Source organism: Streptomyces sp. NPDC053673 (assembly GCF_055585225.1).
The window spans coordinates 1-16,096 of record NZ_JBVJKN010000002.1 but is presented as its reverse complement, the minus strand read 5'-3'; the positions used below and the strand labels follow the sequence as shown (position 1 = coordinate 16,096).

Below are 16,096 nucleotides of genomic sequence, written 5' to 3'. Positions count from 1 at the left end.
CCCTGCGGTGCTGCATGGCGGTGCCACCGCAAGGCAAAGGGCCGGCCCCCTCTCGACAGAGAGGGGGCCGGCCCATTTCTCGTACGGGGCACATCTCCCGGGGGACGACCCCCGGCCAAGCCCCGACCAGCCTCAGCCGAACGCCAGATTCACGATCCAGAAACTGAACGCCGCCACCAGCGCCGCCGCCGGCATGGTGATGAACCAGCCCATGACGATGTTCTTGGCGACACCCCACCGCACGGCGTTCACCCGCTTCGTCGCCCCGACACCCATGATCGCCGACGTGATCACATGCGTCGTCGAGATCGGCGCGTGGAACAGGAACGCCGAGCCGAACATGATGGACGCCCCGGTCGTCTCCGCCGCGAAACCCTGCGGCGGGTCGAGCTCGATGATCTTCCGGCCCAGCGTCCGCATGATGCGCCAGCCACCCGCGTACGTTCCGAGCGACAGCATCACCGCGCAGACGATCTTCACCCACACCGGGATCGGGTCGCCGTAGTCCTCGACATCGGCGATGACCAGGGCCATCACCACGATGCCCATGGTCTTCTGCGCGTCCTGAAGACCATGGCCGAGCGCCATCCCCGCCGCCGACACGGTCTGCGCTATACGGAAGCCGCGCTTCGCCTTGGCCGGATTGGACTTCCGGAACATCCACATGATCCCGCACATCACCAGATAGCCGACCCCCAGGCCGACGATCGGCGAGACGAACATCGGGATGACGACCTTGTCGAGCACCCCGCCCCAGATGACCTCGGTCCCGCCCGCCAGCGCCGCGCCCACCATGCCGCCGAACAGCGCATGCGAGGACGACGACGGCAGACCGAAGTACCAGGTGACCAGGTTCCAGATGATCGCGCCGACGAGCGCCGCGAAGAGAATGCCCATGCCGCGATCGCCCTTGGGCGTCTCGATCAGGCCCTCACTCACGGTCTTGGCGACCCCGCTGCCCATGAAGGCACCGGCGAGGTTCATCACCGCGGCCATCGCCAGGGCGGCCCGCGGGGTCAGCGCCCGGGTGGACACCGAGGTGGCGATCGCGTTGGCGGAGTCGTGGAAGCCGTTGGTGTACGTGAAGAAGAGCGCGACCCCGATGGTCACGACCAGCGCAAAGGTGTCCACGAAGCCTCAGGACTCCTTGACCGCGATGGTCTCCACGGTATTGGCCACGTGCTCGAACGCGTCGGCGGCTTCCTCCAGCACATCCACGATCTGCTTGAGCTTGAGCACCTCGATGGCGTCGTACTTGCCGTTGAAGAGGTGCGCGAGGAGCTTGCGGTGGATCTGGTCCGCCTGGTTCTCCAAACGGTTGACCTCGATCCAGTACTCGGTGAGGTTGTCCATCGTCCGCAGATGCGGCATGGCCTCCGCGGTCAGCTCCGCCGCCCGCGCCAGCACCTCGATCTGCTGCTCGACGCCCTTGGGCAGTTCCTCGATGTTGTAGAGGACGACCAGGTCGACGGCCTCCTCCATGAAGTCCATGATGTCGTCGAGGGACGACGCGAGGGAGTAGATGTCCTCGCGGTCGAAGGGCGTGATGAACGAGGAGTTCAACTGGTGGAAGATCGCGTGGGTAGCGTCGTCCCCGGCGTGCTCCGCAGCCCGCATCCGTTCGGCGATCTCGGCCCGGGCAGGACCGTCCGCCCCGAGCAGTTCCATCAGGAGTTTCGAGCCCGTGACGATGTTGTCCGCGGACGCGGCAAACATGTCGTAGAAGCTCGTCTCCCTGGGGGTCAGACGAAATCGCACGTGGGGTCCTCGGGGTGCTGGGTTTCGGTCAGGCTGATGCTAGGCGCATCATCCGGCCACGGCTAACCGGCGTCCATTCAGTGTCGCCCATCGAACACAGTGATCAGCACGGGGCCCTGCCCGAACCGTCAGGGATCGGTACCATATACCCACGAGGGGTATATCGGGTACAGGCGTACAACGGGAGGACGCGATGACGACCACGGACACGGCCGGCCTTCCGGTCACGGACGACAGCCCCGGCCACGACCAGGGGGTGCACGGCTACCACAAGCAGAAGGACGAGCACCTCAAGCGGCTGCGCCGGATCGAGGGCCAGATCCGCGGTCTGCAGCGCATGGTCGACGAGGACACGTACTGCATCGACATACTCACGCAGGTCTCCGCCTCCACCAAGGCACTGCAGTCCTTCGCACTGCAGCTGCTGGAGGAGCATTTGCGCCACTGCGTCGCCGACGCCGCGGTCAAGGGTGGTGACGAGATCGACGCCAAGGTCGAGGAGGCGACGAAGGCGATCGCGCGCATGCTGCGCACGTGAGGGCCGATGCGACGCCCGTAAGCGTCAATGGGTGTCGGGCGTGGTCACAGCATTCACGTTGAGCACCTCGTCGATACGGTCCGGGCTGAGCCGCTCTCCGTCCGCGGCCGACGCCGCGATCATCAACTCACCGCACAGCTCGATCTCGGCGAGTGCCACGTGGTCCTCGACTGTCGCTGTACTGGGCGGAGCCACGTGCTTTCACCTCTTCCGGCCGGTGTCGGCTTCCTAGCGTAGGGAGCGGGACACACACCGCGCATGGCACGTCCGGACCATTTACCGACAGTGCGTTGCCTATACGTGGGGCCCTGAGCCCATGGCCCCGGGCGAACGGTCTCGACCCCTACACGCGGACCTTGCCCGCGTAGATGTCGCCGCGGTCCGGGAGCCGTACGACGACGGGGGCGCCGAACTCGTACAGCAGCGTCGTGGACGAGACCGCGACCGTACGGCCCCGGTTCTCGAAGCTGAACTGATGGCGCACCTTGCGCAGCCGGCCCTCGTCGTCGAGATACGCGTCGAACGGAACGGTGTCCTCGGTGAACCCTTTCGCCGCGGCGACGAGCGCTCCGCGGGCCAGCGGTGACGCGGCCCTCGCGGCGTGCGCGATATCGGTGGTGCCGCGGTAGTGGGCGACCCGTACCCCGGCGAGCTCCTCATGGCCGACGAATGTCGCGCTCCGCACCCCGCGGAGCAGCTCGGCCGCGGCCGCGGGATCGGTCGCGCCGCCGGTGACCAGATTGCCGTCCTCCAGGGTCGTCGTATCGACCCTGACCCACTTGTCGGGGGGTACGCCGGCGCCGCGGTCCTTCATGTACAGAGCGCCGGGGGCCAGCAGTTCGGTGATCGGCCGGTGCCCGCTGGTGCCCGCGGGGTCCTTCGGCAGGACGACGCGCAGCCGGCCCATGGCCCGGCGGAAGTCGTATCCGCCCTCACCGCGGATGGTGACGCGGGTGCCGCCCGCTGCCATCTCCATCGCGGTGCGCGCCTTCGACGTACCGGCTCCGGCCAGCACGTCCGCGGCCTTCCGTACGGCGGCGACGGGATTCGCGGCGGGCCGCGCGTCGGCCACTGCGTCCCCGCCCCCGGAACACCCCGCGGTCGCGGCCACGCCCGCCACGGCGGCGACGGCACACACGCCGCGCCTGAGCCTGTGCTGTTGCACCACCATCGCCTGCGAACCCCCAACACGTCTCGCCGCTGCATCGCATAACGACCGGTACCGTTGAAGGGTGCGCTTCTCCGCTCACCACACGACGACCATCGAACGCGGGTCCTTCGCCCTGGCGCACTGCACCTGCGGTTGGGCGGGCCCGGCACGCCGTTCCCGGGACCGCGCTCGCGCGGACGCCGAATCCCATGAGTGCTACGAGGGCCGCGAGTCGACGACGCACGGCGAGGACTGAGCCGGGGTGGCCCGGGCGTCGGCCCAGGGCCGCCAGGCCGGGGCGGAACGCGTCTGAAGGGCAGGCCGAGGCTGACGGACAGTCCAGGCCGGGCTCGGGGACCCCTAGGCCGCGAGGTCCTTCTGCCCGGGCGCCATGCCCGGCCGCGGCTCCGGAATGTCCAGCGTCTCGTGCTGCCGCTCCCGCGCCACCGCCCGGCGCGACCGCACGAGCCACCCCGCCCGCCCGGAGCGGGCGACCGCCGACATCAGCGGGGTGAGCAACGCCAGCGCGAGCGGCGCGAGGAGCAGTGCCACGGCCGTACCGAGCGCGAAACCGCCGAGGACGTCGGTCGGGTAGTGCACGCCCATGTAGACCCGGCAGAAACCCTCCGCCAGCGCGAGCCCGATCGCGGCGAGCCCGAAACCGCGGTGGGCGACGAAGAGGCCGACCCCGATGGCCATCGCCATCGTCGCGTGGTCGCTGACGAAGGAGAAGTCGGTCTTCCCGGCGACCAGGACTTCGAGCGTCTGGTGATCCACGAACGGCCGCGGCCGCTCCACGAACCCGCGGATCGGGATGTTGACGAGCAGTGCGAGACCGGCGGCCAGCGGCGCCCAGACCAGCGCGGCGACCGCCCCGACCGAGTCCTCCACCGTGCCGCGCCGGCGCACACTCCACCAGCACCAGAGCACGACGAGGACGAGCGCGAGCAGGATTCCGTACTCGCCGACGAACTCCATGACACGGTCGAACCACGTCGGTGCCGACCGGGCCAGCCCGTTGATGTCGTAGAGCAGGCTGACATCGGGATTCGCCCCGTCCAGTGCGAGTCCAGCCATCCGGTGCGGCCCCTTGCCTCGTGTCGCCTGCGTCGTTCTGTGTGCCGCGGCACACACTCCCGTGTGTGTGCCGCTCCCGAACCCCCGTGGTCGGTGCCGTGTGTACGTACTGCTCCGTGTACGTACTGCTCCGGTCCAGGGAACGACCCGCTTCGCGCGTCCGTTCCTCTCTCCACGAAACGATCACCATGACGTTATCGAAGAGTGACACATCGTCGCAGCTCAGGGCCGTGGCTTAACGGAGAGTTCCGGCCAAGGCCGACACTTCGTCAGCCCCGCGTCAGGCTGAGGGCGGAGGCGTCGGCAGTGCCGCGGCGCCGTCCTTGGTGACCCGCGTCGCCCCGAAGTAGTCGGGAGTGTCGATCTTGTCGAAGCGGATGACGGCCCCGGTGTAGGGCGCGTTGATCATGTATCCGCCGCCGACGTACAGCCCCACGTGCCGGATCGCCCGCGAATTGGTCAGGTCGTCCGAGAAGAAGACCAGATCGCCCGGCAGCAGTTCGTCGCGCGAGGGATGCGGCCCGGCGTTGTACTGGTCGTTCGCCACCCGCGGCAGCTCGATCCCGACGGTTCGGTACGCCGCCTGCGTCAGCCCCGAGCAGTCGAACCGCCCGCCCTGCTCCGGCGTCCCGTTCCCGCCCCACAGATACTCCGTACCGAGCCTCTGCTGCGCGAAGTAGATCGCCCCGGCCGCCTGCCGCGACGGCGCCACCCGCCCGACCGGCCGGGCGAAGCTCTTCTCCAGCGTCCGGATCACCTTCACGTAGTTCCGCGTCTCCTTGTACGGCGGCACACCGCCGTACTTGATGACCGCGTACGCGCCCGCGTTGTACGCCGCGAGCATGTTGTCCGTCGCGTCGCCGGGCGCCTTCTTCACGTACCCGGCCAGCTCGCAGTCGTACGAAGCGGCCGACGGGATCGCATCGGCCGGGTCCCACACATCACGGTCCCCGTCACCGTCCCCGTCGACCCCGTGCGTGGCCCACGTCCCCGGGATGAACTGCGCGATCCCCTGCGCCGCGGCCGGGCTCTGCGCCCGCGGATTCCAGCCACTCTCCTGATACAGCTGCGCGGCGAGCAGCGCGGGGTTGATGGCCGGGCAGAGATTGCCCCACTTCTGCACCAGCGGCTGGTACAACGCCGGCACGGCCCCCTTGGCCAGCGCGACAGCCCCCTTGCCGGCCCCGCCGCCGAGCCCCGCGGCTGCGGAGTACGTCCCGACGACAAGCAGACCGACGAAGCTCAGACACAGCCCGATCGAGGCACCCGCGACCAGCCACGCCTTACGCACCGTCAACCACCCTCCGCCGTACGGCAGTCCACCGTGCGTAAGTGTAGGTGGGAGGGCCGGGGATCAGGGGGCGGTCGAAGGGGGCGGTATGGGATCGTTCGCAGAAACCTGAGCTCCTTCGGCCGTCAACTCGCCATGGCCGGGGACCCGTAGACGGTGAGGGACGCCGAGGGACGGCGAGGCCCTTCCCGGACCGGGGGACGACCTCGACGGCCGGTGCGGCATCCCGGGGTTCGGCGAGCCGGTCGTCCGGGCAGCTCGCCGGCCGGTCACCGTACGTCACGGCACAGAAACTCGGAATTCCCTCGACCCAGCCCCTGGCCCGGCTCAGTTACCCATGGGTAGCGTGTGCCGTACACCTATCGGAAGCGGAGAGGCGGCCGTCGTGGCAGAACCCGAGGCGTTCTTCGAGCGGATCTCCGAGAACCGCTTCGCGTCGACCGAGCACACCCGTGGCCCCTGGGACGCGGCCTCCCAGCACGCCGGGCCGCCCGCCGCGCTGCTGGGGCGGGCGCTGGAGGAGCGGCCGGGGGCGCGGGACGACATGCGGATCGCGCGGGTCACGTACGAGATCGTCCGCCCGGTGCCCATACGGCCGCTCGAAGTGACCACGACCGTGCTGCGGGCCGGGCGGAGCGTGGAGCTCGTCGAGGCCACCCTTGCGCCCGAGGGCGAGGCGCCGGTGATGCTCGCCAGGGCACTTCGTATCCGTACGCTCGAGGAGCCCGGACCGGCCGTCGCGGCCGGCCCGCAGGTGCCCTCGCCGGGGGAGACCGCCAAGACCCCGTTCTTCGCGGTGCCGTGGGAAGTGGGCTATCACACCTCCATGGACACCCGGTTCACCGAAGGGGCCTTCCAGGAGCAGGGGCCCGGCACGTGCTGGATGCGGATGAGGATGCCGCTCGTCGCCGGCGAGGAGACACGGCCCCTGGACCGCGTCCTGGTCGCCGCCGACTCCGGCAACGGCATCAGCAACGTCCTCGACTTCAGGCGGCACGTCTTCATCAACGCGGACCTGACGGTCCATCTGCACCGCCACCCGGTCGGCGAATGGGTGTGCGTCGAGGCCCGTACGAGCGTGGACACGGCCGGTATCGGTCTGGCGGACTCACAGCTCCACGACGAGAAGGGCCCGATCGGGCGCAGCGCGCAGAGCCTCTTCATCGCGCCTCGCTGAACCCTGCCCGGCCAAGCGTGCGGTGACCCACTGCGCGGCAGGCGCCATCGGCAGCGCGGTGGCGAGGTGGCGAGGGGTAGGGGCGAGGTGGCGCGGTGGCGCGGTGGCGCGGTGGCGCGGACGCCGAGCGGGCAGGACGCATCGGCGTCAGCTTCAACGCCGTCGGGATCGACCACGTTCAGGGGACACCGCTCACGGAGCGGTCGCCCGAGGACTTCAGCGCGGCGCGCGGGCATGACGCCGGAACAGGTCCTGGACCGCCGGGGCCGGAGTTCCCGGGGCCTTCTCGGACGCAGTCCGTCGCTGAACGAAGTCGCGGACGTGGCCGCCCTGATGGCCTCGGCGGGCCCACCGACGAGCCAACTGATGCGCCACCAGCTGAGCCAACTGCTGAGGCGACGGCCCCGCGTAAGTGGTATGGACCAGCTGCCGCTACTCTGTGTCACGCAGCCAGGAAGGCTGAGGTCAACCCCACCGATGACCACGGTGGGGCGAACAGCTCAGGAGCATCAAGTGGAGAACGTGCAGAACGTGGGGAACAGGGCGGCGTCGCGCCGCGGCGGCGATGCCGGGGGAACGGTCGCCGCGGTGACGGTCATTGCGCTCATCGCCGTGGCCGTGGCCCTGCTCGGCTATATGGTCACCAACCGCTGACCATGTGACCAACCCTCATGCAGGGCGGCGCCGGACTCCGGCGCCGCCCTGCGCGCATGTGAGCTCGCGTCACAGCTCCCGTCGCGGCGCCGTACCCGCTCCCGCCCCGTCGCCCGCTCCGTCCCGGCGCCCGCTCCCGCGGCCCTTCCTGCTCCTGTTTCAGCCCCTGGGTGCCACAACGACAGTCATTGCCCGGAGTCACGCCCCGTGATACACAGAGTGACGATACGCGTCCTCACGCAAGAATCCGGCCACGCCGCCCCAGGTCAGCGCGGCCGGATCGGTCATACGTGCGGGGATCGGGTAAAGAGAGCCGCCAAGTCGGCGCACTCGGACGGTTTCATCAGCGAAGATAGAGCGATGGCCTGTGCCGTGGGGCAGGGGCAGACAACTACCCAACAGGGGCGGTGAGTTATATGTACCTGGCGGCCGAGAAGGGCGACATCACCACCATCATCGGCGGAATCGCCCCGAACTGGGGGCCTTTCGGGAGCCTCGGGAACGAGGCCCGCGTGATGATCGAGGTCGTGATGGCCGTTGCCATCCTGCTCTGCCTGGGCATCGCGATCTGGGGAGCGGCGAAACAGCGCATCGGCGCGACGGCCCTCCGGGACACCTTCAGCGCGGAACAGGGCAAGGGCCTGATCGTCGCCGGGCTGACCGGCGTCTTCATCATCGGATCGCTGGGGACCCTGTTCACCATCGTGTACGGGATGGCTGTCTGACCGGCCGTCACCCCACTGCGCCCGTTTCCAACCGTCTCTCCACCCAGCTCTCCACCCGCCTCCGACACCATCCGTCCGTCGCGCCCTAGGCAGAGGTTGCGTCTCCCTGATGTCGAGTCATCACACCCCACCCGCGCGGAAACCAGCACGGCTACCGTCGTACTCGGATGCGACATCGCACACGGCTGAGGGGGCGTACACGGCATGAGCCACGACGACGAGACCGACGGCTTCGGCAGCGGCGTCGGCGGTACGGGCCAGACCCGCACCCGCCTCCCCGACGCCGGTGTCGGCGACATCTACGGCGGCGCCCGCCGCCCGGCCCGCAACAACTCACGCTCCCTCGTCACGGTGGTGGGCGTGGTGGTCCTCCTCATCGCGGCCATCGCCTTCGCGAACCGCGGCGACGGAGCGGACTCCCCGAAGACCACCGAGCAGGCGAAGCGCACGGCCCCGACGGCGGCGACGGGGGTACGGCCGGTGACGGGGAAGGACGGGGAGATTCCGGTGGGGTATGCGCGGGATGAGCAGGGGGCGCAGAGTGCGGCGGCGAACTTTGCGGTGCCGCTCGGCTCCGCCGACATGTTCAACAAGGCTCGTCGCCACGAGATCGTGAACGCGGTGTACGCCCCAAACGTGGCGGCCGCGCGTCAGGGTGACCTCGACAAGGTCTACTCCGACAAGGGATTCCTCACCCGCATTGGGCTGCGCGAGGACGGCACCGCCCCGAACGGCCTCACGTTCATCTCGCGAGTCATCCCCGTGGGCTCGAAGGTCGAGAAGTTCAGCGGTGATACGGCGAGCGTGGCCGTCTGGTTCTCGTCCCTCTTTGGCCTGGCCGGCCAGGGCTCCGAGAACCCCGTGTCCTCGAGCTGGTACACGACCACGTACGAGCTGAAGTGGATCAGCGGGGACTGGAAGATCACCAACTTCGCTCAGAAGGACGGCCCCGTACCCGTCGGGCGCGATCAGGCAGCCTCCGGCGCCAAGGATATGGCCGACGCCGTGGAGCAGTTCGGAGGATTCACGTATGCCCGGTAAGCGTCCTGGCCGCGTACTTGCAATCTCCGCCGCCCTTGCCGGACTCCAGACCACAGTCGTGCTCACGGCGACGCGAGCCGCGGCCGCACCGACGCCAACCCCGACTCCCGGCGTGAGCAACAACCCCTGCGACCTCATTCGTGGCCCCGCACGCGACTACTGCGAAAACGGCGACGGCGCCGCCCGCCGCGCCCCCTCCCTCGACGACCCCGCCACCACCCTCGACCCCCTCTCCTCCCTCGCCCGCGGCTGCGCCGACGCCGCCGCCTGGGTCGTCGACACCCTCTCCAAGGCCGTGAAGTCCACCGCCGAGGTGGACTTCACGAACACCACTTTCCTCGGCCAGTACGCCGTCGTCTTCGCCGCCGCCACCTTCCTCACCCTCCTCCTCTGGCTCCTCGCCGTCGCCAAGCGCGCCATCCGCGGCGTCCCGCTCGCCACCGCCATCTCCGAGGCGATCGGGTTCCTCTGGCTGACCGTCCTGGCGTCCGCCTTCACGCCGCTGATCCTCTACACCCTCGTCTCCGCAACCGACGCGATCACCGATGTGATCGCGCAGAGCACCGGCGGCCAGACGGACGTCTTCTTCGGCAGCTTCAGAGAGGCGCTCAAGAAGGGCGACGACATCGGCGGCGGGCCGATCATGCTGATCGTCGTGTCGCTCGTGACGGTCCTCGCCGCCGGCATCCTCTACCTGGAGCTGTTCATCCGGGCCGTTCTGCTCTATGTGGGCGCGCTGCTCGGTGTCGTCGTGTACTCGGGGCTCGTCGACAAGAACATGTGGGGGCACGTACGCCGCTGGGCCGGGATCATGATCGCGGTGATCCTGGTCAAGCCGGTCATCGTCATCGTGCTCGGCCTGGCCGGGGCACTGTCCGCGGACGACGGGCCGGACTCGTTCTCCGCGGTCGTCACCGGACTCGCCATCATCCTGCTCGCGATCTTCGCCTCCGCCATGATCTACCGTTTCGTTCCCGGCTTCGGCGACGAGATCGCCGCATCCCGCAACAACCGCATCCAGAACAGCGCAGAGAACAAGGCCGCCGCCGTCATCAGTTCGCCCGCCGCCCTCGTCTCACAGGGCATCAAGACCCACAGCGGCCGCAGCGACCAGCAGGGTGGGTCCGGAGGCGGCGGCCACTCCGCCAATCCCGTCTCCGGCGGCGTCGCCGCACACAGCTCACGTGGAGGCGGAGGCGGAGGCGGCACGACCGCAGGCGGAACCGTCCCCGCCGCCGCACCTCCGCCCCGTAGCAGCAGCCCCAGTACCCCGCACAGCCACCGCAAGAACTCCGGCAGCAGCGCCGGCACAGGCACAGGAAGCACAGGAGGTGGAGGGCGTTGACGACGCAGTCCCAACCCATCACGCCCCGCCGTACGTACCTCATCGGCCGCGCCCGGCCGAACGCGATCGTCGGCAAGAACCGCGAGACCGGCGAGATCGCCCTGATCATCGCCGGCGCGTTCCTCGGCATGATGAGCGGACTGCTGGTCCCCGTCCTGTCCCTGCGGATCGTGCTGCTCATGGGCTTCCCACTGCTCGCCCTCGCGGCCGTGTACGTCCCGTACAAGCACCGCACCTTCTACCGCTGGTTCGAGATCAACCGCAGCTACAAGCGCACCCTCCGCCGCGGCACCGTCTACCGCTCAGCCGCCATGGAGGCCGGCACCCGCGTCGACGGGCGCGAGGTCGAGGTCGGCCCGCCGCCCGGCATCGGCCGGATCAGCTGGCTCGCCGCCCCCTTCGGGCCCGACGAGATCGCCGTACTGCTGCACGCGGACCGCCGTACCGTCACCGCCGCCATCGAGATCGAGGGCCCCGGCGTCGGCCTCCGCGACAGCGAGGACCAGGAAGCCCTGGTGGACCGTTTCGGCACACTGCTCAAGCATGTCGCCAACGGAGACGGCTTTGTGACCCGCATTCAGATGCTGGCACGCACCCTCCCCGCCGACCCCGACGCGCACGCGAAGGACGTCGCCCAGCGCGGGGACACCCAGGCCCCCAGCTGGCTCCAGCAGTCGTACGACCAGCTCCAGTCGATGGTGTCCACCTCCAGTGAGCAGCACCGCGCCTATCTCGTCGCCTGCATGCACTACACCCGCGAACTGGCCGCCGAGGCCCACGCCATGGCCCGTGCGGCCGGCCAGGCGAGCGGCACGAAGAAGCTCGACAAGGACGCCGGCCTCGCCGTCGTCATGGCCCGCGAGCTCACCGACATCTGCGCCCGCCTCGCCGAGGCGGACATCCGCGTACGCCAGCCCCTCGGCCAGGGCCGCCTCGCCTCCCTCGTGCACTCCATGTACGACCCCGACCACCCCATCGACCACATCCAGGCGATGACGAAACGAAACGCTTGGCCCGCCGAACTGGACGCCATGGAGCCGACGTACCTCCAGGCCAAGACCCGCGAGTCGTCCACCCGCGCCCCCTGGTGCCACGCGACCGCCTGGGTGAAGGAGTGGCCGATGACCCCCGTCGGGGTCAACTTCCTCGCCCCGCTGCTCGTCCACACCCCGGACGTGATCCGTACGGTCGCGGTCTGCATGGACCTGGAGCCCACCGAGGTCGCCATCGAGCGGATGCTGACCGAGAAGACGAACGACGAGGCGGAGGCGAGCCGCGCCGCCAAGATGAACCGTACGGTCGACCCGCGCGACATCGCCGCCCACGGGCGGCTCGACCAGCGGGGTGAAGATCTCGCAAGTGGCGCGGCAGGCGTCAATCTTGTCGGGTACATCACTGTGTCGTCGCGTACGCCCGAGGCCCTGGCCAGGGACAAGCGCACGATCAGAGCCTCGGCGGGCAAGTCGTATCTGAAGCTGGAGTGGTGCGACCGCGAGCACCACCGGGCCTTTGTGAACACGCTGCCGTTCGCGACCGGCATCCGCCGCTAGCGCGCTGATACGCGCTGATACGCGCTGATAGGGGCCTTGATCCGATGCGAGATCCGCTGTCCGTCCTCACCGAGTCCTTCACGTCCTTCCTCTTCGGCAAGGTCGAGACGACCCGCCTGCCCGTGCGTACGTCCACGGGCCAGGCCCAGGCCGTCTATCTGCCGACCGCCGCGCCAGGGCTCGGCGACTCGGGCGTGATCATCGGCCGCGAGGTCTACAGCGGAAAGGGCTATATCTACGACCCCTTCCAGCTGTACGGGCAACAGCTGCCGGCCCCGCACTGGCTGGTCCTCGGCGAGTCCGGCAACGGCAAGTCGGCGTTGGAGAAGACGTACGTACTGCGGCAGCTGCGCTTCCGCGACCGGCAGGTCGTCGTCCTCGACGCCCAGGGCGAGGACGGGGTCGGCGAGTGGAACCTCATCGCCGAGGAGCTGGGAATAACACCCATCCGACTCGACCCGATGGCCGCTCTCGACGGCGGTATCCGGCTCAACCCGCTCGACCCGGCCATCACCACCACGGGCCAGCTCGCGCTGCTCCGCACCATCATCGAGGTCGCGATGGGGCACGGGCTCGACGAGCGCTCGGGCTTCGCCCTCAAGGTCGCGCACGCCTACGTCAACGAGACCGTCACCGACCGGCAGCCCGTCCTGACGGACATCGTCGAACAACTCCGCCACCCCGAGGCCGAGTCGGCGGAAGCGATGAACGTCGCCATAGACGACGTACGGGCCTGGGGTCTGGACGTCGCCCTGGTCCTGGACCGGCTGGTCGACGGTGACCTGCGAGGCATGTTCGACGGCCCGACGACCGTCGGCATCGACCTCGACGCGCCGCTGATCGTCTTCGACCTGTCGCACATCGACCGGAACTCGATCGCCATGCCCATCCTGATGGCCATCGTGGGTGTGTGGCTGGAGCACACCTGGATCCGGCCGGACAGGAAGAAGCGCATCTTCCTCGTCGAGGAGGCCTGGCACATCATCAACAGCCCGTTCGTGGCGCAGCTCTTCCAGCGTCTGCTGAAGTTCGGCCGCCGGCTCGGTCTGTCCTTCGTGGCGGTCGTCCACCACCTGAGCGATGTGGTCGACGGGGCGGCGGCGCGGGAAGCCGCCGCGATCCTCAAGATGGCGTCCACACGGACCATCTACGCCCAGAAGGCGGACGAGGCACGGGCGACGGGCCGGGTACTGGGCCTGCCCCGGTGGGCCGTCGAGATCATCCCGACACTGACTCCCGGCATCGCGGTGTGGGACGTCAACGGCAACGTCCAGGTCGTCAAACACCTGGTGACGGAGGCGGAACGGCCCCTGGTCTACACGGACCGGGCGATGACGGAGTCCTCCGCGCTGCCCGACGACGTACGGGCCGCGGAACGGGAGGCGGAGCAGCGCGCGGCCCTCATCGAGCAGCAACAGCTGAACCCCCGGTCCTCCGAGTCGACGGTGGCCTGACATGCCGCACGACGCACGCGAGAAACGGGGCGCCGAGGAGCGGGGCATCCCGGACGGCCTGCTGGTGGGTGTCCTGGGCTTCCTCCTCGGCCTGACCGTCCTGGTCTGGACGGCCACGGGTCTGGCAGGCCTCTTCGCCCGGGGCTCCTGGCCCGACGGAGTGACCTTCACGAACACACCGCTCGCGATGCGCAGCCTCGTCTCCGAGCCGCACGACCTCCCCACCGCCTGGCCCGGCACACCGGCGGCCCAGCTCTCCGGCTACGGCCTCTTCTGGGGCCTCCTCATCGGCCAGTTGATGATCCTGGTCGTCCTGACGGTCTTCGCCCTCGGCACCCTGGCCCGCTGGCGCGCGGTCCGGGCCTCACGGGGAGCCTCGGGCGAGTCGCCGGCCAGGGCCCGCCCGGGGTCGAGACACTCCACCGGTTTGCCGTCGACCACGACAGCGGCGGGCGCGGGCCTCGACCCGGGTACGCCGTCGAGTACACCCTCTTCCATCGCGGCGGGCGCGGCATCGGACACGAGCCACAGCACGGGTACGTCCGTGCTCTCCGCGCCGGCCGTCGGGACGGCGGCACCGGCGGCCGACGCCGTGCACACCGCCCCCGGGATGTCCGGGGTGCCCGGGGTGCCCGCATCGCACCACCCCGTGGAGCACACCGTCCCCGCGCCCCGCCGCCCCCGCCTTCTCTACGGAGACCCGTCCGCCCGCCGGCCCTCCACCCTTCAGGCGATCCGGGACGCCGAGGGCCCCGCGCTCGTCGTCACGTCCGACCCCACCGTGTGGGCGGAGACCAAGGACGCCCGGGCCAAGCTCGGCCCGGTCCTCGTCTACGACCCGGGCCACCTCTGCGAGACCCCCGCCCGCCTCCACTGGTCGCCCACCACCGGCTGCGAAGACCCCGCCACCGCCGCGGCCCGCGCCACCGCACTCTTCGCCCCCGTACGCCCGCACTCCCGCCTCGACGCTGCCGTCGCCGACACCGCCGAAACGCTCCTGCGCTGCTGGCTGCACGCCGCCGCCGTGGACGGGCGCCCGTTCAAACAAGTCCACCGCTGGGCCGTCGGGAACGGCGCCCACGAGCCCGTACGAATCCTCCGCACTCACCCCAAGGCCGCCTCCGGCCTCGCGGGACTCCTCGAGTCCGCTCTCACCGCCCACGTCGAACGCCGCGAGATCGCACAGGAACTGACGGCCCGTACGCTCACCTCCCTCTCCTCGATCCACATCCGCGAAGCCTGCACTCCCAACCGAGCAGATTCGCTCGCCTTGGAATCATTCGTGGACGAGGGGGGCACCCTTTATGTGGTGGGTGAACCGATCGAGGAGCCCCGCACCCGCCCCGGTGCGATGCCTCTGCTGACCGCCCTCACCTCAAGCGTGGTCGAGCACGGCCGCCGCATGGCCGCACGGTCATCCGACGGTCGGCTCGACCCACCACTGACCCTCGTGCTCGACGACGTCGCGGCGGTGGCTCCGCTTCCCCGGCTTCCGGAGCTGCTGGCAACCGGTCAGGACCAGGGCCTGCCGCCCCTGGTCCTGCTCCGCTCCCAGGAGCAGGCCCGCGCCCGCTGGCCGGAAGGGACTCTCACTCCGTGACGGGCCTCACCAGCTCGTACTCCAGCTCCCGCGCCGGCTCTTCCCCCGACGCCGCGCCGGACTCGCCGCCGGACTCCCCGCCCGGCACCGCGATCGTCTTCCCCGTCGGCACGAACCCGAAGCGCCGGTAGAACGCGGCAGCTCGCGGGTTCCGTTCGTCTACGTACAAACGCACCCGCTGGATCGGTGGCCCGCTCAGTCCCCACGACCACGCCACACCCGCCCGGAACAGCGCGTCCGCAAGGCCGGCTCCGCGTGCCTCGGGGCGTACGTACACCCCCACCACATGCGTCTGGTCCACCCGCGCGGGCTCCCCGAACCGGATGATTCCGTCCGGCCGCTCCACCAGGACGGTGATCGTCCCCGACCAGGTCCCGTCCGGCGCCTCGGCGACGAACTGGTGCACCTCGTCCCCGGTGGCCCGGGCCGTACGCTCCTGATAGAAGGAGTCGGGCTGGGCGGCCGCGTGCTCGTACGTCTCCAGGAAGGCGACGGGCGCGGCGGGGTCCTGCAGGGCCGCGAGCCTGATCTCGCGGCACTTCTCCCACTCGTCGGCCCGTACGGGTCGCATCACGTGTTCCATGTCCCGATCCTGGCGACCGCCCCGCCGCATGGCAACGCGATATCGCCCGCGTCCGGCTGAACGCAAAAATGCCTCAACCCCCGGACGATGTCCGGGGGTTGAGGCTAAAGATTGTTCGGCGGCGTCCTACTCTCCCACAGGGTCCCCCCTGCA

General features: G+C 69.7%; 17 protein-coding genes. 10 read left to right on the top strand and 7 right to left on the bottom strand.

Annotation, left to right across the window (positions count from 1 at the left end):
• Nucleotides 1-132: 132 nt before the first annotated feature.
• Together ACZ6ZQ_RS03215 and ACZ6ZQ_RS03210 are read right to left on the bottom strand one after the other, a co-directional pair.
• The gene (locus ACZ6ZQ_RS03215; RefSeq protein WP_453663611.1) at nucleotides 133-1,131 is read right to left on the bottom strand and encodes an inorganic phosphate transporter; all 999 of its coding nucleotides are present in this window, start codon (nucleotides 1,129-1,131) and stop codon (nucleotides 133-135) included.
• Between the two features lie 6 nt (nucleotides 1,132-1,137).
• Nucleotides 1,138-1,758, bottom strand: coding sequence for a DUF47 domain-containing protein (locus ACZ6ZQ_RS03210; RefSeq protein ID WP_027731940.1), 621 nt, complete (start codon nucleotides 1,756-1,758; stop codon nucleotides 1,138-1,140).
• A gap of 193 nt (nucleotides 1,759-1,951) precedes the next feature.
• Between ACZ6ZQ_RS03210 and ACZ6ZQ_RS03205 the strand changes: the two genes are divergently transcribed.
• Nucleotides 1,952-2,296 carry a metal-sensitive transcriptional regulator gene (locus ACZ6ZQ_RS03205; protein ID WP_469766837.1) on the top strand — a complete coding sequence of 115 codons (345 nt, stop codon included), beginning with the start codon at nucleotides 1,952-1,954 and terminating at the stop codon, nucleotides 2,294-2,296.
• 24 nt (nucleotides 2,297-2,320) lie between these two features.
• Here ACZ6ZQ_RS03205 and ACZ6ZQ_RS03200 read toward each other — a convergent pair whose 3' ends face one another.
• Together ACZ6ZQ_RS03200 and ACZ6ZQ_RS03195 are read right to left on the bottom strand one after the other, a co-directional pair.
• Entirely contained in the window at nucleotides 2,321-2,491 is a 171-nt protein-coding gene (locus ACZ6ZQ_RS03200) for a hypothetical protein (protein ID WP_469766836.1), read from the bottom strand.
• 148 nt (nucleotides 2,492-2,639) lie between these two features.
• Nucleotides 2,640-3,467, bottom strand: coding sequence for an SCO4651 family lipoprotein (locus tag ACZ6ZQ_RS03195; RefSeq protein ID WP_469766835.1), 828 nt, complete (start codon nucleotides 3,465-3,467; stop codon nucleotides 2,640-2,642).
• Between the two features lie 61 nt (nucleotides 3,468-3,528).
• Here ACZ6ZQ_RS03195 and ACZ6ZQ_RS03190 point away from each other — a divergent pair, with 61 nt between their 5' ends.
• Complete coding sequence (locus ACZ6ZQ_RS03190; protein ID WP_469766834.1) at nucleotides 3,529-3,702, top strand: hypothetical protein; 174 nt, start codon at nucleotides 3,529-3,531, stop codon at nucleotides 3,700-3,702.
• Between the two features lie 104 nt (nucleotides 3,703-3,806).
• Here the strand turns inward: ACZ6ZQ_RS03190 and ACZ6ZQ_RS03185 are convergent, their stop codons facing one another.
• Nucleotides 3,807-4,523: a phosphatase PAP2 family protein gene (locus tag ACZ6ZQ_RS03185; RefSeq protein ID WP_469766833.1), complete on the bottom strand. Its 717-nt coding sequence runs from the start codon at nucleotides 4,521-4,523 to the stop codon at nucleotides 3,807-3,809.
• Nucleotides 4,524-4,803: 280 nt separating this feature from the next.
• Entirely contained in the window at nucleotides 4,804-5,814 is a 1,011-nt protein-coding gene (locus ACZ6ZQ_RS03180; protein ID WP_469767300.1) for a C40 family peptidase, read from the bottom strand.
• Between the two features lie 385 nt (nucleotides 5,815-6,199).
• On the opposite strand from ACZ6ZQ_RS03180, the gene ACZ6ZQ_RS03175 reads away from it, so the two are divergent.
• The 8 genes from ACZ6ZQ_RS03175 (at nucleotide 6,200) to ACZ6ZQ_RS03140 (ending at nucleotide 15,360) form a co-directional block, all read left to right on the top strand.
• Nucleotides 6,200-6,991 (top strand): thioesterase family protein, encoded by a 792-nt coding sequence (locus ACZ6ZQ_RS03175; RefSeq protein ID WP_469766832.1) that lies wholly within the window; start codon nucleotides 6,200-6,202, stop codon nucleotides 6,989-6,991.
• A gap of 513 nt (nucleotides 6,992-7,504) precedes the next feature.
• A complete protein-coding gene (locus tag ACZ6ZQ_RS03170) occupies nucleotides 7,505-7,645 on the top strand; it encodes a hypothetical protein (RefSeq protein ID WP_469766831.1) in 141 nt (46 codons plus the stop codon).
• A 416-nt stretch (nucleotides 7,646-8,061) separates the two neighbouring features.
• Nucleotides 8,062-8,370, top strand: a complete 309-nt coding sequence (locus tag ACZ6ZQ_RS03165; protein WP_017945892.1) for a hypothetical protein — start codon at nucleotides 8,062-8,064, stop codon at nucleotides 8,368-8,370.
• Between the two features lie 204 nt (nucleotides 8,371-8,574).
• Nucleotides 8,575-9,411, top strand: a complete 837-nt coding sequence (locus ACZ6ZQ_RS03160; RefSeq protein ID WP_469766830.1) for a hypothetical protein — start codon at nucleotides 8,575-8,577, stop codon at nucleotides 9,409-9,411.
• Nucleotides 9,401-10,756 carry a hypothetical protein gene (locus ACZ6ZQ_RS03155; RefSeq protein WP_469766829.1) on the top strand — a complete coding sequence of 452 codons (1,356 nt, stop codon included), beginning with the start codon at nucleotides 9,401-9,403 and terminating at the stop codon, nucleotides 10,754-10,756. The genes ACZ6ZQ_RS03160 and ACZ6ZQ_RS03155 overlap by 11 nt, the downstream gene beginning before the upstream one ends.
• Complete coding sequence (locus ACZ6ZQ_RS03150; protein ID WP_469766828.1) at nucleotides 10,753-12,306, top strand: SCO6880 family protein; 1,554 nt, start codon at nucleotides 10,753-10,755, stop codon at nucleotides 12,304-12,306. The genes ACZ6ZQ_RS03155 and ACZ6ZQ_RS03150 overlap by 4 nt, the downstream gene beginning before the upstream one ends.
• Nucleotides 12,307-12,350: 44 nt before the next feature.
• Nucleotides 12,351-13,760, top strand: coding sequence for an ATP-binding protein (locus tag ACZ6ZQ_RS03145; RefSeq protein WP_469766827.1), 1,410 nt, complete (start codon nucleotides 12,351-12,353; stop codon nucleotides 13,758-13,760).
• A gap of 1 nt (nucleotide 13,761) precedes the next feature.
• Entirely contained in the window at nucleotides 13,762-15,360 is a 1,599-nt protein-coding gene (locus ACZ6ZQ_RS03140) for a type VI secretion protein (protein WP_469766826.1), read from the top strand.
• Here ACZ6ZQ_RS03140 and ACZ6ZQ_RS03135 read toward each other — a convergent pair.
• Nucleotides 15,350-15,943, bottom strand: a complete 594-nt coding sequence (locus tag ACZ6ZQ_RS03135; RefSeq protein ID WP_469766825.1) for a GNAT family N-acetyltransferase — start codon at nucleotides 15,941-15,943, stop codon at nucleotides 15,350-15,352. The two genes, ACZ6ZQ_RS03140 and ACZ6ZQ_RS03135, sit on opposite strands and share 11 nt — an antisense overlap.
• Between the last annotated feature and the right edge of the window lie 153 nt (nucleotides 15,944-16,096).

Excerpts from the sequence above, each read along its gene's own strand:
- ACZ6ZQ_RS03145 (WP_469766827.1), top strand. The coding sequence starts at position 12,351 with ATGCGAGATCCGCTGTCCGTCCTCACCGAGTCCTTCACGTCCTTCCTC.
- ACZ6ZQ_RS03165 (WP_017945892.1), top strand. The coding sequence starts at position 8,062 with ATGTACCTGGCGGCCGAGAAGGGCGACATCACCACCATCATCGGCGGA.
- ACZ6ZQ_RS03140 (WP_469766826.1), top strand. The coding sequence starts at position 13,762 with ATGCCGCACGACGCACGCGAGAAACGGGGCGCCGAGGAGCGGGGCATC.
- ACZ6ZQ_RS03205 (WP_469766837.1), top strand. The coding sequence starts at position 1,952 with ATGACGACCACGGACACGGCCGGCCTTCCGGTCACGGACGACAGCCCC.
- ACZ6ZQ_RS03185 (WP_469766833.1), bottom strand. The coding sequence starts at position 4,523 with ATGGCTGGACTCGCACTGGACGGGGCGAATCCCGATGTCAGCCTGCTC.
- ACZ6ZQ_RS03195 (WP_469766835.1), bottom strand. The coding sequence starts at position 3,467 with ATGGTGGTGCAACAGCACAGGCTCAGGCGCGGCGTGTGTGCCGTCGCC.
- ACZ6ZQ_RS03155 (WP_469766829.1), top strand. The coding sequence starts at position 9,401 with ATGCCCGGTAAGCGTCCTGGCCGCGTACTTGCAATCTCCGCCGCCCTT.
- ACZ6ZQ_RS03160 (WP_469766830.1), top strand. The coding sequence starts at position 8,575 with ATGAGCCACGACGACGAGACCGACGGCTTCGGCAGCGGCGTCGGCGGT.
- ACZ6ZQ_RS03135 (WP_469766825.1), bottom strand. The coding sequence starts at position 15,943 with ATGGAACACGTGATGCGACCCGTACGGGCCGACGAGTGGGAGAAGTGC.